Raw genomic sequence first — 15,348 nt, 5'->3', positions numbered from 1 at the left:
CACATTGCTCTTTTTTTAAATTAAAAAACGCGCTGCTGTCAAAAGGGACCTTGCAGTATAGCGGCAAATGACCATTTAACAACGCGATTCCACAGCGGATCACGACTCCGCCTGACAGCGGGACAACACTTAAGAGCACTTACCACTCACAATGAATTCATTAAAATTTAAATTTATCGGTCTGACCACGATTATTGTCATCTTCGCGGTCAGCCTGACAGTCTGGCAGAACCTGCGCACGCAAGATGCGATGCTCAGCAAGGTTGCCGCACAGAACTGTAAAATCCTCGGCGAAACCATCCGCAGCAGCATCATCAATAGCATGGCGGCGGGTAAAAATGACGAAGTATCCAAGATTTTCGACAATATCAAAAGCGAAGAAACGATTCTAAATGTCAGAATCTTTGATGAATCGGGAAAAATCCTGATCTCCGCTGTCCGTTCCGAGATCGGCGATCTGGTTCCGGCAAGTGATCTGTTTGCGTTTCGATCCAACCGCTTTTCATTCTATACCGATCACCAGGATAGTGGTCTCTATCGATCTGTCTTGCCCATCAACAATGCCCCGGCCTGTTATAGTTGTCATAATGCTGCCCAAAAGGTTCTTGGAATTCTGAATGTTCACTACTCCGTGGACGACATTAAAATTCTCCAGAATAACAGTCGTCGCGCCACAATCATGTCATCAATCGGTATGATCGTGGTGTTGGTCCTGTCCATTACCTTGTTTATCCTTTTTTATGTGGACTATCCTGTCCGCAAACTGATCAGCGCCATGACCCACCTCGAACAGGGTGATTTTGAAAACGCTACCGCCGAAATTGACAATTCCAAGGAAATGTCGCTGCTCAGCAGCAAGTTTAACCAGATGGTGAAACACTTAAAAAATCAGCTCGACACGGTTGTCAATCACGAACGTGAACTGGCCGCCAGCAAAGAGAAACTCATGTACCACGATGAAATTCACAACATGAACAACACCCTGGAGGAACGGCTTAAAGAGATTGAATATCTGAACATTACGCTGGAAGAGCGCATTGAAGAAATTGAAGAGGCGAACTTCAAGATCGCCGATTTGGCCAGTGAACTTGAAGACAAAAACACCTTTCTCGAAAACGCGGTTGCGCGCCTGTCAGCGCTACACAGAATGGGGCTGGCGGTTAACTCCACGATGAATCTGGAGGAACTTTTTTCGCTCCTTATTCATAATGCCTGTACAACACTGAAAGGGCGCTTTGCCCACATTCTGATCCTCTCCGAAGATAAAAAGACTCTTATTCCGAAAGGATCCGTCGGTTTTCCTGATCACCTTGATTTATCCAAAGAGATTCCGTTTAGAGCCGGTGGCGTCGTTCATTGGGTCGTTGCCCACAAAAAACCGATACTGATCAAAAATATCGATGAAGCACAAGAATTCAACAAACTCAGTCTGCTTGGTTTTGTGCGTAAGACGGTGATCAGCGCACCGCTGGTAATCAATGATGAAGTCATCGGTGCAATTTCAATCTCGAATCGACATGACGACAATTGCTTCAACGAAAGCGACCTGGAGTTGCTGGTCACGATTGCCACACAAGCCAGTGTCGCAATCAAGAATGCTCGACTTTATGAACAGCAGCAGGCGTCCTATCTCAGTACTATGCAGGCGTTGGTTTCAGCGGTGGAAGCCAGCGATGAATATACCCGTGGTCATTCTGAACGTGTCACCCGCTACAGCCTGGCACTGGGACAAAAGATTGGGCTCTCCAATGAAAGCCTGCACCGCCTCGAACAAGCGGCGGTGCTTCACGATATTGGAAAAATCGGTATTGATGCCGCATTATTACACAAAAAGGGCACGCTTACGGATGACGATATTTACGTTTTGCGTCAGCATCCGTCGATCGGTGTCAAAATCCTTAAACCTATCGATTTTCTCACCGACATTCGTGAAATCATTGCACAGCATCATGAACAATACGATGGTAACGGCTACCCAAATCGGCTCGAAGGAGAAGAAATTCTCATTGAAGCACGTATTCTTGCTGTCGCTGATACCTACGATGCAATGACTTCTGACCGCCCCTATCGTGATGCGTTATCCCACGAGGTTACCATTGAGGAGATAGAAGCCAATGCCGGACGACAATTCGATCCGCAGATTGCCCGGGCCTTTATCGAAATGTGTCAGCAGGACGCCATTTTCTTATAAACCATGAACATCCTTCCCGTCAGCCAGCTACGTCGCCGCAATCGACTGCGTAACAAAATGCTTCTGCCATTTTTTTTCTCAATCATCCTTTTTGGCGCCGCTGCGACAATCGGTTCTATTGGTTTTATTCGCGCGGTGATCGAAAAATCAATTGATGAACGACTGTATGCAACCCATGAAATCCTTTACCGGGAAATCAAGTCGCTTGAAATAAAACTGAGTGAATATGCAAAACAACTTCTCTTCATTACCAACGCTGTTTCATCCCCATTGAACGACAACGAAAACACCACCTCGCTGCTCCTTGAGAGTTTTTTTGCAACGCTGGGAAATGACCATATATTCGTTGCCTCTTTTCCGGGAAACGCCGGTGATTATCTCTATTATGAGCCAATTCAGGAACTTTTTGCACAAACGCTACAAGTCGGTCAGCCAAAATTTCGCTACCTCAGTCAACCCGGGACTGTTCCTACGCTCGCAATCGCCTCCCCCTTCCCTGAACGTGACAACAATCGTATCGGTATCTATTTTCTCCAAACGCCAATGGATAAAAGTTTTTTGACACGGCTGAGCCCAAATTCGACTTATCATATTACGTTGCTGTCAGCCACCGGGGTGCCGATCATCAGCAACAGTGACGACATCTCGCTCCCGCTGCTGAATGCCGCACAGTTGTCCGCTATCCAGCGAGGGGAGCACTTGTATCTAAGCTCTGGATCGCTGTTTTTAAGCCGCCACTTGTTTCATGCCGTGCCGCTGGGGACAAATGACAAGCTGATCCTGGCAACATCGGCCAAACTCAATGAGCTTGGCGTCATTATCGAGACGATTGCACTGCGTTCCATCTTGACCCTTCTGGCGGCCTTGATTGTCGGAGGATATGTCTTTATCCGCATGCTCAACAAATTGATGCAACCGATAAACAGTCTGTTGATTGCAACCGATGAAGTTCGCAGAGGGAATCTGGATTATCGCATTGACAATATTTCGGTTAACGAATTCGGGTTATTGGCGACCTCCTTCAATGACATGACGATAGACCTCAAGCATCTTTATGAAGAAAGAATGCAGCGTCAAAATGAACTTGCTGTTGCCAATGAAAAATTGAACCATCAGAAAACTATTGCTCAAAAAAATTATGAAATTGAAAAAGCCAATCACTTACTGCAGGAACATATCACTGAGCTAACAGCACTCTTTCAATTAAACCAGGCGATGATTACAACCATCGACACCAAGGAACTTTTTGAAAGAATCGTCGAGACCCTGCACGCGACCCTCAATTGTGACATGGTTGTTATTTTCTCCTACCGTGACGAAGACAATTGCCTGAAAATTGTCAGCAGCAGCGGCATTGATCGTGAACTTCTTGACGGCGTCACAATGAAACTTGACGAAGGAATTACCGGGCTCACGGCTCGCAAACAAAAGCTTGTTTACATCAAGGATATGAACGTGGAGAAGAAAAATCTTAACTATAAAGGCAAGTTGAAAGCACACGGTTCCTTGGTATCGGTGCCACTGTGTGTAAAAATGCGCACCTATGGTGTAATTAATTTACATAAAAACAGAACTGATGGTTTTCTTGACAATGAATTTAAATTGATTCAGGCTGCAGCCAACCAGGCTGCAATGGCGCTGGAAAATGCACTGCTTTATGAACAAACGAAAAATTTATCCTATACCGACGAACTGACACAACTCGCCAACCGGCGCTATTTTTTCGAAGTGAGTAAACGAGAAATGGCCCAGTCAATTCGTTTTAATTCTCCACTCTCACTGGCCATGATTGACATTGATCATTTCAAGAGGCTGAACGACACACATGGTCACTTGATGGGCGACCGCGTATTGAAAAAAGTGGCGCAACTGCTTAATGAGCATACACGGGAAGCTGATATCGTCGGTCGTTATGGTGGCGAGGAATTTATCGTTCTGATGCCTCACACGGATCTTGACGGGGCGACAAATCTGGCGGAAAAGATCAGGAAGCTTATCAGTTGCGAGTCTTTTGAATCACTAGAACAGGACCAACCTGAAAAGAGTCTCACCCTGTCCATTGGAGTGACCATCTTTGCACCAGGCGATGATGATAATATACAACAATTCATCGATCGCGCCGACCGAGCACTGTACCTGGCAAAATGTAACGGCAGAAATCGTTGCGAAACGCTTACGATCGACACAGATCACAACACCCCGAACCGATCAAACGTCAAAACTTAACCAGAAACAGCAGTGGCGAAACAAATCGTTGTTTCGCCACTGCTGTCTGAGCCTGGATACGATTTCATGTTATGGATAAATCGCTACAGCCTCAAGTCCGGTTGACTCACTGAAGCCTGCCATCAAATTCAAATTCTGTACGGCCTGACCGGCAGCCCCTTTCACCAGGTTATCGATTACAGAAACAACGATCACCCGCCCCGTCCGTTGATCCGCGACGACCCCAATGTCACAGAAATTACTCCCGCGCACCTGATGAATATTGGGGGTCACATCAACCGCGCAAATGCGGACAAATTTTTCGTCAGCGTAATAGTGAAGAAAAATATCTCTCAGTTCAGCAGTCAGCAGTTTGCGGTCAAGCGAAGCATAAGCCGTTGTCAAAATCCCCCGGTTCAGCGGCAACAAGTGGGGCGTAAAACTGATTTTTACATCTTGACCAGCGAGACCGGACAGCGTTTGTTCAATTTCCGGTGTATGGCGATGAGCGGCAATACCGTACGCCTTGAACCCCTCGTTGACTTCACAGTAAAGACTTTCGGTTTTCGCGCCCCGCCCTGCCCCGCTGGCTCCCGATTTACTGTCGATAATAATTGAATTGAGGTCGATCAGTCCATTGGCAATCAGTGGCGCGAGCGCCAAAGCGGCACTGGTAGGATAACAACCGGGATTGGCTACCAGTCGAGCTGGCGAAATATCCTTGCGAAAAAGTTCCGGCAAGCCATAAACGGCTTCTTCGAGAAGGCCAGGACTGGTATGCTTTTGATACCACTGTTCGTACACCGTCTGATCGCGTAGCCGGTAATCAGCGGAAAGATCAATTACCTTCATCCCCTTATCCAGCAGCTCGGGAACGACTTGCATGGCGTTTTTGTGTGGCAAGGCAACAAACGCCACGTCTGCAACCGCGGCTATCATCTCCGTGTCGATTGGTTTGCAAACCAGTGAAAAACAGCCTCCCAGCGATGGAAATACTTCTGCGATTGGTGCCCCGACGTATTGACGCGATGTAACGCAGGTCACCTCAACCAGCGGATGAGAATACAGCAACCTCAACAACTCAACGCCGGTATATCCACTTGCGCCAACAACGGCAACCTTCAGCACAATATGACTCCTGCATGAATAATGAAATTAAACGTACAAAGGGAAGCCCGCAAGCTTCCCTTGGTACAACAACAGTGTGTTTTCGAATTGAACGATTAACGCTTCGAGAACTGGAAACTGCGGCGTGCTGCGGCCAAACCGTATTTCTTACGTTCCTTGATACGGCTGTCACGGGTAATAAACCCGGCTTTTTTGAGAACTGCACGCAATTCAGGGTCAGCCTCAAGCAACGCCTTGGTTATTCCGTGTTTGATCGCGCCGGCCTGACCGGAAGGGCCACCTCCCTTGACATTGACAGAAATATCGAATTTGCCGACATTGTCAGTCAATTCAAGTGGCTGGCGAATGACCATCTTCGACGTTTCACGCCCGAAAAAGTCATCGATAGAAAGTTTATTTACAGTAATGCTACCGGTACCAGGCTGCATCCAGACACGCGCCACGGACGTCTTTCTTTTACCGGTCGCATAGTATCTTTGTTCTGCCATCGAAGTCTCCTAGAACTAATCTTGCAGTTTGAAAGGTTGCGGTTGCTGGGCAGCATGAGGGTGATCTGTCCCGACATAAACCTTCAGTTTTTTAAACATTTGCCGACCCAGTTTGTTTTTTGGCAGCATACCCTTTACCGCCTTTTTAATCAACTCTTCCGGCTTTTTCGCCAAAAGTTTTCCGGCATTGATCGACTTGATTCCACCGGGGAAACCGCTGTGATGATAATACATCTTGTCATTCAGTTTGTTGCCAGTCAGTTTGACCTTGTCGGCATTCAAAACGATGACAAAATCACCGGTGTCAACGTGCGGAGTATAGATCGGCTTATGCTTACCACGCAAAACCGTCGCGATCTGTGACGCGGCGCGCCCCAGTACAATCTCCTCGGCATCGATAACATACCAGCTTCTGACAACGTCTGTTTTCTTCGCTGATTGTGTACTCATGAAATCCTCTTTCTATCGTGAATTCTGTAAGTTTAACGGGGCTCACAGAAGCTCATATGAATATACAAAAGTCGTTGGGATGTCAAGCTTTATTGTGTATATTATTCAACCATTGATGTACTCGCAAAAAAGAATTAGATGGCTAAGCAAAAAGTTTGTCCTCCAAGGCTTGGTGGGTTTTCAGGGGCGAAGGCCTACATCAGGTAGGTCGAGGTCCTGAAAAAGCAGCGTAACGCCGGAGGGCGGACTTTTTTGCGACGCCATCAACCATGACATCTTTACTGATATTCTATCGCCATGAGACATAAACCATGAGCTGGAGCGGTAAAAGCGGTGCGTTCACTTCTATCGGCAAAGAGCTCTGTCACTGCTGTAACCGGACGTTTGCCTGCTCCGATTTCTGCCAAAGTTCCGACCATCATGCGCACCATATTTCTTAAGAAACCCGACCCGCGAACATCAATAAAAATAAATTCATTATGCGCGGAGATGGCTACGGAATAGACGGTTCTTCGTGTCGTCCGGGCAGTACAACCACTGGTGCGAAATGCACTGAAATCGTGTTCTCCGACAAAATCTTCCGCGGCCTGGCGCATGTTGTACAAATCCAGCTGGGAACGCATAAACCACGCCTGACGATGATTTAACGGTGAACGCACGGTACGGGTCATGATTGTGTAGCGATACCATTTACCGCAGGCATCATAACGGGCGTGAAAATCGTTGGCAACTGAACGTGCCGCAGTAATCGCTATAGTCGACGGCAGCAGGGTATTAACCCCTTCACGGTACGCTGCGATGGGGAGGTTAGTGGATGTTTCAAAGTGGGCAACCATCCCCCGAGCATGAACTCCGGCATCAGTACGACTGGCAGAGATTAAACGAACCGGTTCACCGAGTCGTTCAGCAAGTGCGGTTTCGACTGACTCCTGGACAGATAAACCATTTGGTTGATATTGCCAGCCGACAAAATCGGTGCCATCATACTCGATAGTCAGACATATCTTTCTCATGACAATGCCCAATAAACCAGGCAGAGCACACCCCCTGCTGTACTTGTCAATAAAACCTGGCCACCCTTTAGCGGCGGGATTGCAGGCAACTGGACAAGCGCTTCGATTGACGGGTCATGCGTTGCCAAACCGATGGCCAAGCGGTCGGCCTGTTCAATCAGACGAAATACCAACGGCGGAATCAGCTGGCGCAGCAGCTCAATACACGCCACTAATGATCCATATCGGAAAGATGTGTCACTGGTCCGGAGCTCATTAATCGCCAGACGGGTTTCGCTACACAACAAGGGGAAAAAATGAAACATCATCATCAACAGCGCGGCAGTCTCATCGACCGGGAAGCGTAAACGCTCCAACGGCCGGAGCAAGCGTGAAAATGCCGCCGCCAGCTGACGTGGCAGCGTCGTTAATGTCACCAGCAATGAACAAAGCACAACCAGCATCACCTGCGTATCAACCAGCAGTCCATGCAGCAAGCCATCGTAAGATAGCCAACTGGTGCCAAAGAGAGTTCGTCCGGGGGAAAATAACAGATGCAGTGCCAGGGAAAACAGCAATAGCCAGCGTAACACCCATATACCACGCCACCAAAAACGCAATTCAACCCCTGAAATGGCAACCAGCAACAAGATCACTCCCGCCGGTGCTACAAGAAGAAGAAAAGAGGTTGATGAAAAGACCAGGACGATAAGCAGTGGCAAACAGAGTAACTTCAACCGGGGATCACACCGGTGCAGCCAGGAATTTCCCGCTCGATACTGCCCTAAGGTTAAATCTTCAAATAATGCCATCGTTCTCTAATGTTGAAGGGGACCGCAAGCGGTCCCCTTCAATGCAATACCAGACGGAACGCTGATCAGCATCAACATTCAGCCCGACAACCAGGAAACATTCAGATCCGCTCAATAATCGCGTCCCCCATGCCGACCGTATTCACCTTGATCTCCCCGGCACCATTGCGAAAAATATCAGCGGTGCGAATTCCATCGTTGAGGGTCTTCTCGACAGCGGCATCAATTGCAGTGGCCGCATCAATCATGTCGAAGGAGTAGCGTAACATCATTGATGCGGACAGAATCTGCGCAATCGGATTCGCAATCCCCTGACCAGCGATGTCAGGAGCACTGCCGCCAGACGGTTCGTACATCCCGAAGCGACTCCCGGCAATAGAAGCTGACGGCAACATGCCGAGCGAACCGGTCAACATCGCCGCTTCGTCGGAAATGATGTCACCAAACATGTTGCCACACAACATGACATCAAACTGTTTCGGCCAGCGGCATAACTGCATCGCAGCATTATCAACATACATGTGACTGAGCGCCACATCGGGATATTCCCTGGCAACGCGCTCGACTACTTCGCGCCAGAGAACTGAAGTGGAAAGTACATTTGCCTTATCGATTGAGCACACCTTATGACTGCGTTTGCGCGCCGCCTGAAAAGCAACGTGACTGATCCGTTCGACCTCAGCGTCTGAGTACCTCATGGTATCAAAACCGCTCCTTGCCGCGCCTTCGCCTTCAATCCCCTTGGGCGTGGCAAAGTAAATCCCCCCTGTCAACTCGCGAACAACCAGGATATCGAATCCACCGTCGATGACCTCTTCCTTGAGACTCGAATTAGCTGTCAGCGCGGGAAAGATGACTGCCGGGCGTAAATTGCAAAAAAGACCAAAAATCTTGCGCAACGGCAAGAGCGCTCCACGCTCAGGTTGTTCTTCAGGGGGTAAGCTCTCCCACCGCGGACCACCGACAGAACCAAACAGGATGGCATCAGAAGCCTTGCAGATATCGACGGTTGAAGCAGGCAGAGCCTTTCCTTCAAGATCAATCCCCGCTCCGCCGACATTTGCATGGGTAAAGTCAAACTTGACTGCAAACTTCTTTTCAACAGCAACGAGAACCTTCAGCGCCTCAGCCATCACCTCAGGTCCAATTCCATCCCCTGGAAGAACTGCTATTTTAAATGATTGGGACATAACCATCTCCTGTGAAAATAGAATTATATGAAAACCGGTACAGAAACAGCAGGCACTATAAGAAGGAACAGGTAGATTTGTCAAATCTTTTCAATGGGAGATAAAAAGAGGTATTGAACTTGAGATAAATATGGGCGTTCAGAATCAAACCGGGTAAAGTCGATAGCTACTTCCGGCGCGTTCGCGGCGTAGCAGCCCATCATGTGCCATACCACGCAATATCTTCTGCAAATTATCGCGATCAATCTCAGAAAAATGGGCGTAAACTTCTTTTTGCGAACAACCGGGCAGTGACGCCACAAACATCATAATACGCCTCTTTTGCGAATCCTCGTCATTCACAACATCCCTGTTTGGCACAGAGGGGGTAACGGGCTTTTCACTGCGCCGAATCTCTTTGTCTTGTGCAATCTCGGCGAAGATCTCACCTTCGATGCGGCGTAATTGCCGATACAACCCAAAACACCCCGCAACCACTAACCATAAGAGTATCCAACCCATCAGCGTAAACCTCCGGCCTAATCTTCTGAACGATTCTCGTCCACGGCTTTAAACCACAGATCGAACCAGGTACGATGATCCTTTGCCGCCAGGAGCTGCAAGTCCTTCGGACCAAGCCACACTCCGCCACAAGAAACACATTTGTCCAGCGGTACACCACGAAAGGTCATTGCTTTAATCACATCCCCACACTTGGGACAGCGGTTTTTACAAAAGTCGGCAATGACTGCATTGCGTTTCTCGCTACGCATGCGTTCAATAAGTTCTTTTTCATGTTTGTAAAAATACTCGTTTTCCAAAGCTTTTTTACGTTCATCCCAAGCATCGTTCATAACGGAACCTCCTTAAATCATTGCATTTTGTAGATTATAGCGAAAATTTTACAACTGACAAGTTAACCTGAAAAATTAAGTTTAAAACGACCTGCCCCCCAGGCAGCATTCTTGCCAACATTAAATAATTCCCCCAGGCGCAATACCCACAATAAATCATTCAAGGGAGAACCACTACAGGTCAAGCTGCCCATAAACCCGCCGAGGTCGCGGTTTTTCTCGCGTGCGGCAAATAATTTCCAGTCTTTCCAGAGCAAACGATTATCCTCCACCCGCACTTGCGCAGCAACATCGAGAAGGCTATTAATATCATGTATTTCAATAAAGCAGTAAGCAGACAACTGACTGCCTACACGGCGCAGTATAAAGGGGAAAAGGGTCTTGAATGTCGGGCGAAAGAGTGGCTTCCCTCCTGAAACCAGACGTGCCGGGGTGATAAATTCAAACGTTAAGGCGTCTAACCTTTGCGCTTCAAACCACCAGCTGAAAGGGTCGACCAGAAACTCCAGCTTGTCCCACGGCTGACCTTCAGCCCATACCGGTGAGGCCGTCCCGTCAGGGCGCAATGAATCAACCGCGATCAGCTCATAACGCCCTCCCCCTTTGTGTAATCCAATCTCGCCAAGACGCGCAAGTACGCGTAGCAACGATTGCGCCTCCGTTATCGCGTTGCCCAGCAACAAAAAACCAAGTTGCAATTGATCACCGGCAACATAATCCCCGACCATCTCAGGATCAATTTCAAGGACCAGCGGGGGGGATGGTTTCTGAAAACGCCGGATGGCTGCGGGGTCAGTTCCAAGATGAGGAGTCAGCAAGTGCGTAAAGTCACCTCCAAACTGCTTGTCGAGGGAGCGAGCGGCGTCAAGAAGTTCGCGACGCAGTGACAACAGGTCAGCAAGGGTCAGCTCGATATCCTCCTCGAATTCGAGAGTGATGTGCAGACGCATGAATTCGACGGAATTGAGGTAATCAGGGAGTTGTGAAGGCATAGGGGGATTTTGACTTATCTGAACGGGGATGACAAGCGATTCTTAATAGCTCAGAAGTCACCTCCCCGTAGCATCTAAATGAATGCAAAAAGGGTGGCCCGGACGGGCCACCCTTTAATGCTGCGATGGAACTTAATATTACTTGACCAGCGCCTTGATATATTCACGATTGAGCTTCGCGATGAACTTGACATCGATCCCTTTCGGACAGGATGCCTGACACTCATAGTGATTGGTGCAATTGCCGAATCCCTGCGCTTTGAGTTCAGCCGTCATCGACTTAACACGTTGCACAGCCTCAACCTTGCCTTGCGGCTGAACCGCCAGTTGAGCAACCTTTGCACTGGTGAAAAGCATAGCAGAGCTATTGGGACAACCAGCCACACAGGCACCACAACCGATACATTCAGCAGCATCCATGGCATAGTCGGCAATCGGCTTACCAATCGGGTGGGTGTTTGCGTCTGGAGTTCCACCGGTACGGCAAGAGACGTAACCGCCAGCTTGTATAATAGAGTCCAGAGCAGAACGGTCAACGATCAAGTCCTTGACCAATGGGAAGGCACGGGCACGCCAAGGTTCGATGAAGATTTCATCACCATCTTTGAAGCGACGCATATGCAATTGACAAACGGTGGTCTCTTCATGGGGTCCATGAGGACGACCATTAATAACCTGTGAACACATCCCACAGATACCCTCGCGGCAATCATGATCGAAAGCAACTGGTTCCTTACCATCCTTAATCAGATTTTCATTCAAGACGTCAAGCATCTCGAGGAAAGATTGGTCGGTGTCAATCCCAGTCACATTATAGATTTCAAGCTTGCCATTATCTTTAGGCCCTTTTTGGCGCCATATGTGTAATGTAAGATCCATTATTTGTAGCTCCTCTGGGCAAGATGAATATTTTCAAACTGCAAAGGCTCTTTATGAAGTTCAGGGGCCTTGTCGTTGCCTTTGTATTCCCAGGCACCAACATACGTAAAGTTCTCATCATCGCGCATCGCTTCGCCCTCAGCAGTCTGGCTCTCAAGACGGAAGTGACCGCCACAGGACTCCTCACGGTGTAGGGCATCAGCCGCAAGGATTTCACCGAATTCGAGAAAATCGGCAACACGACCAGCATTTTCAAGCTGCTGATTGAGTTCATTGGCGGAGCCCGTAACTTTAACATTCTGCCAGAACTCTTCACGCAATTTGGGAATTTCGGAGAGCGCCTTGTTAAGGCTTTCTTTAGAACGACCCATCCCAACGTTGTCCCACATGATTTTACCGAGGTCACGGTGAAACTCAAGGACAGTCTTCTTGCCGTTGATGTTCAAGAGCTTCTGAGTCTGAGCATTAACCTGATCGATCGACTCTTTGAATGCCGCGTGGTCCGACGTGATTTCACCAGGCTTAACAGTCGCCATATAACCGGCAATGGTGTAAGGAATAACGAAATAGCCATCAGACAAACCCTGCATCAGTGCCGAAGCGCCGAGACGGTTGGCACCGTGGACAGAGAAATTGGCTTCACCAAGGACGAAGAGACCAGGGATATTGCTCTGCAGATTGTAATCAACCCACAAGCCGCCCATCGCGTAGTGCGGCGCCGGATAGATCCGCATCGGTTGTTTGTAGGCATTTTCGTCAGTAATTTTTTCATACATATCAAAGAGATTGCCATAACGCTCTTTGATTGTCTTCTCACCAACGCGCTGGATAGCATCACGGTAATCAAGGAAGACCGCCAGACCAGTTGTCCCTACGCCACGATTCGCATCGGTCATCAGTTTGGCGTTACGTGAGGCAACGTCCCGCGGCACCAGGTTGCCGAATGCCGGATATTTATTTTCCAGATAATAGTCGCGCTCATTTTCCGGGATTTCATTGCCCGGGCGTTTATCTCCAGCCTTTTTCGGAACCCAGATACGACCGTCATTCCGGAGAGATTCTGACATCAGAGTCAGCTTGGACTGATGCTCACCTGCGACAGGAATACAAGTCGGGTGGATTTGGGTATAGCAGGGGTTGGCGAAGTAAGCACCCTTTTTGGCAGCTTTCCAGCTCGCGGTAACCGAACTCCCCATGGCGTTGGTTGACAGATAGAAGACATTCATATAGCCACCAGTTGCCAGACAGACAGCATCAGCCCAATGAGATTCCATCTCACCAGTAACCAGGTTGCGTACGGTAATCCCCCTAGCAACGCCATCAACCACAACGAGATCAAGCATTTCACGACGGGTATACATCTTCACCGTACCAGCTTTGATCTGGCGGGATAGAGCAGAATAAGCGCCAAGCAGAAGCTGTTGACCGGTTTGACCGCGAGCATAAAAGGTTCGCGAAACCTGAGCACCGCCGAAGGAGCGGGTATCAAGATAACCGGCATAATCGCGGGCAAAAGGAACACCCTGCGCAACACACTGGTCAATAATGTTGTTGGACACCTGAGACAGACGCCAAACGTCCGCTTCACGGGCGCGGAAGTCGCCGCCCTTTATGGTGTCATAAAAGAGCCGACGCACACTGTCGGCATCATTCGGGTAGTTTTTAGCCGCGTTGATACCGCCCTGAGCAGCAATCGAGTGGGCACGACGCGGACTATCCTGATAACAGAAGCAGTCAACGTTATAGCCAAGCTCACCCAGCGTCGCAGCGCCAGCGCCACCGGCTAAGCCGGAACCGACCATAATGATTTTGTACTTGCGTTTATTCGCCGGGTTAACAAGTTTGGTATCAAAACGATAACGGTCCCAGGAAGTTTCAATTGGACCAGTAGGTGCTTTTCCATCGAGTATCACTGTTATACCCCCTAAATCTTTACGATGCCAGCAATGATGAGAATCGGAATCGAAATATAGCCCAGCAGCAAAACGAAAGCCAGGCCCTTGCCTGCGAGCGTAACCACCGGAAGACTCTTGTTATTATTCAGACCCACAGTTTGCAGAATGCTCTGGACACCGTGGCTCAGGTGCAGAAAAAGCACAATCATCGCAACGACGTACAAAACCATGGTAAACGTCTGTTTAAAGCCGTTAACCACCATGCCGAACACGTCAGGACGATTAATTGCGTCCATATTCTGCCGCGCAGCAAATTCCACATCAGTAATCTGCACGGTAAAGTGCAACAAGTGATAAATGATGAATGCCAACAGCGCAACACCGGTATAAATCATCGTCCGACTGCTGAAGGTCGCGCGACGATACTCTTGAGACGCGTACCCGACCGGTGTAGCAGCGCTGTTTTCCAGCGTCAATGAAACACCAAACCAGATGTGCACCACGATAAGGCCCAACATGACCAGGCGAAATACCCAGACAATCGGACCGAGGCTGCGGAGATGCTCAGCATATGAGTTGATCCCGTCGGGACCAAGAAACACTGAGCTGTTCCCCAGTAAATGGACGATGACGAAACCAAGCAACAATGCCCCGGTTACCGCCATCAACAGCTTTCTGCCTACCGAATTTTCTGTCAGTTGCATGTTTTTTCCCTCATCAAGAATTAGAGAACCGCATCATACGGAAACTCCGACTGTACCCTGACGTCCAACAGACCATGTGTCGTTGTGCCTACGGGAAACGACACGCTCTCTCTGGTGGCCCGCACCACTCTCCATTAAATTTTATTCGTTTGTGATTTCTTATTGACGAAAACGGAAGCCGAAAACAGCCACATAATCCAACGAGAAAACGATAAGGATTATCTACCACCTGAAAACCGCAACTGTCAACTTAAATTTGTACACAGTATACGCTTTTCAAACATCGTTAAAAACACACTGAAAGCGTTGAAAAATGAATAGTTGACAGGTCATAAATGGTTTCAAAAAAGACCTTGCTCGCATTAAAACAAAACGGCACAGCAGGCAGAATCCATGCTCTGCAAAGGATAGCTTTACTAGTAGCGCTTAATTTTAATCTGCAATTTTGATGATCAAAACGTATGGCTCTCTTTCAGATCGTGTGGGTAGCAGTAGTTCATTTTCACGATTCAAGTATCCACCTCAACCACAACATCTTGTGATGAAGGGTGGTGCTGGAAGATGAGTCAGTTTGCCAGCGACCAAGTAA

General features: G+C 48.5%; 14 protein-coding genes. 2 read left to right on the top strand and 12 right to left on the bottom strand.

Annotated elements, in window-relative coordinates:
- The first annotated feature begins 151 nt into the window (after nucleotides 1-151).
- Together K0A93_07245 and K0A93_07240 are read left to right on the top strand one after the other, a co-directional pair.
- Nucleotides 152-2,191 carry an HD domain-containing protein gene (locus K0A93_07245; GenBank protein ID MBW6511897.1) on the top strand — a complete coding sequence of 680 codons (2,040 nt, stop codon included), beginning with the start codon at nucleotides 152-154 and terminating at the stop codon, nucleotides 2,189-2,191.
- A 57-nt stretch (nucleotides 2,192-2,248) separates the two neighbouring features.
- The gene (locus K0A93_07240; GenBank protein ID MBW6511896.1) at nucleotides 2,249-4,417 is read left to right on the top strand and encodes a diguanylate cyclase; all 2,169 of its coding nucleotides are present in this window, start codon (nucleotides 2,249-2,251) and stop codon (nucleotides 4,415-4,417) included.
- A 69-nt stretch (nucleotides 4,418-4,486) separates the two neighbouring features.
- Here K0A93_07240 and argC read toward each other — a convergent pair whose 3' ends face one another.
- From argC to K0A93_07180, 12 genes are all read right to left on the bottom strand, one after another.
- Nucleotides 4,487-5,524, bottom strand: coding sequence for an N-acetyl-gamma-glutamyl-phosphate reductase (gene argC / locus K0A93_07235; protein MBW6511895.1), 1,038 nt, complete (start codon nucleotides 5,522-5,524; stop codon nucleotides 4,487-4,489).
- A 95-nt stretch (nucleotides 5,525-5,619) separates the two neighbouring features.
- Nucleotides 5,620-6,012 (bottom strand): 30S ribosomal protein S9, encoded by a 393-nt coding sequence (gene rpsI / locus K0A93_07230; protein MBW6511894.1) that lies wholly within the window; start codon nucleotides 6,010-6,012, stop codon nucleotides 5,620-5,622.
- A gap of 15 nt (nucleotides 6,013-6,027) precedes the next feature.
- On the bottom strand, nucleotides 6,028-6,462 hold the full coding sequence (gene rplM / locus K0A93_07225; GenBank protein MBW6511893.1) for a 50S ribosomal protein L13: 435 nt from the start codon (nucleotides 6,460-6,462) through the stop codon (nucleotides 6,028-6,030).
- A 278-nt stretch (nucleotides 6,463-6,740) separates the two neighbouring features.
- Complete coding sequence (truA, locus tag K0A93_07220; GenBank protein MBW6511892.1) at nucleotides 6,741-7,475, bottom strand: tRNA pseudouridine(38-40) synthase TruA; 735 nt, start codon at nucleotides 7,473-7,475, stop codon at nucleotides 6,741-6,743.
- Entirely contained in the window at nucleotides 7,472-8,191 is a 720-nt protein-coding gene (locus tag K0A93_07215; GenBank protein MBW6511891.1) for a hypothetical protein, read from the bottom strand. The genes truA and K0A93_07215 overlap by 4 nt, the downstream gene beginning before the upstream one ends.
- Before the next feature lie 176 nt (nucleotides 8,192-8,367).
- The gene (gene leuB / locus K0A93_07210) at nucleotides 8,368-9,456 is read right to left on the bottom strand and encodes a 3-isopropylmalate dehydrogenase (GenBank protein ID MBW6511890.1); all 1,089 of its coding nucleotides are present in this window, start codon (nucleotides 9,454-9,456) and stop codon (nucleotides 8,368-8,370) included.
- A gap of 144 nt (nucleotides 9,457-9,600) precedes the next feature.
- Nucleotides 9,601-9,957: a hypothetical protein gene (locus tag K0A93_07205; GenBank protein ID MBW6511889.1), complete on the bottom strand. Its 357-nt coding sequence runs from the start codon at nucleotides 9,955-9,957 to the stop codon at nucleotides 9,601-9,603.
- Between the two features lie 17 nt (nucleotides 9,958-9,974).
- Nucleotides 9,975-10,289, bottom strand: a complete 315-nt coding sequence (locus tag K0A93_07200; protein MBW6511888.1) for a zf-TFIIB domain-containing protein — start codon at nucleotides 10,287-10,289, stop codon at nucleotides 9,975-9,977.
- A gap of 62 nt (nucleotides 10,290-10,351) precedes the next feature.
- Complete coding sequence (gene cas6 / locus K0A93_07195) at nucleotides 10,352-11,281, bottom strand: CRISPR system precrRNA processing endoribonuclease RAMP protein Cas6 (protein ID MBW6511887.1); 930 nt, start codon at nucleotides 11,279-11,281, stop codon at nucleotides 10,352-10,354.
- 138 nt (nucleotides 11,282-11,419) lie between these two features.
- Nucleotides 11,420-12,160 (bottom strand): succinate dehydrogenase/fumarate reductase iron-sulfur subunit, encoded by a 741-nt coding sequence (locus K0A93_07190; GenBank protein ID MBW6511886.1) that lies wholly within the window; start codon nucleotides 12,158-12,160, stop codon nucleotides 11,420-11,422.
- Complete coding sequence (locus tag K0A93_07185) at nucleotides 12,160-14,073, bottom strand: fumarate reductase/succinate dehydrogenase flavoprotein subunit (GenBank protein MBW6511885.1); 1,914 nt, start codon at nucleotides 14,071-14,073, stop codon at nucleotides 12,160-12,162. Before K0A93_07185 ends, K0A93_07190 begins: the two co-directional genes overlap by 1 nt.
- Nucleotides 14,074-14,084: 11 nt before the next feature.
- Nucleotides 14,085-14,759: a succinate dehydrogenase cytochrome b subunit gene (locus K0A93_07180; protein MBW6511884.1), complete on the bottom strand. Its 675-nt coding sequence runs from the start codon at nucleotides 14,757-14,759 to the stop codon at nucleotides 14,085-14,087.
- Nucleotides 14,760-15,348 lie beyond the last annotated feature (589 nt).

This window comes from Desulfuromonadaceae bacterium (genome assembly GCA_019429445.1).
Taxonomy (GTDB): domain Bacteria; phylum Desulfobacterota; class Desulfuromonadia; order Desulfuromonadales; family JAHYIW01; genus JAHYIW01.
Note: the sequence above shows the minus strand (reverse complement) of the source record. Positions and strands in the feature narration are given on the sequence as shown.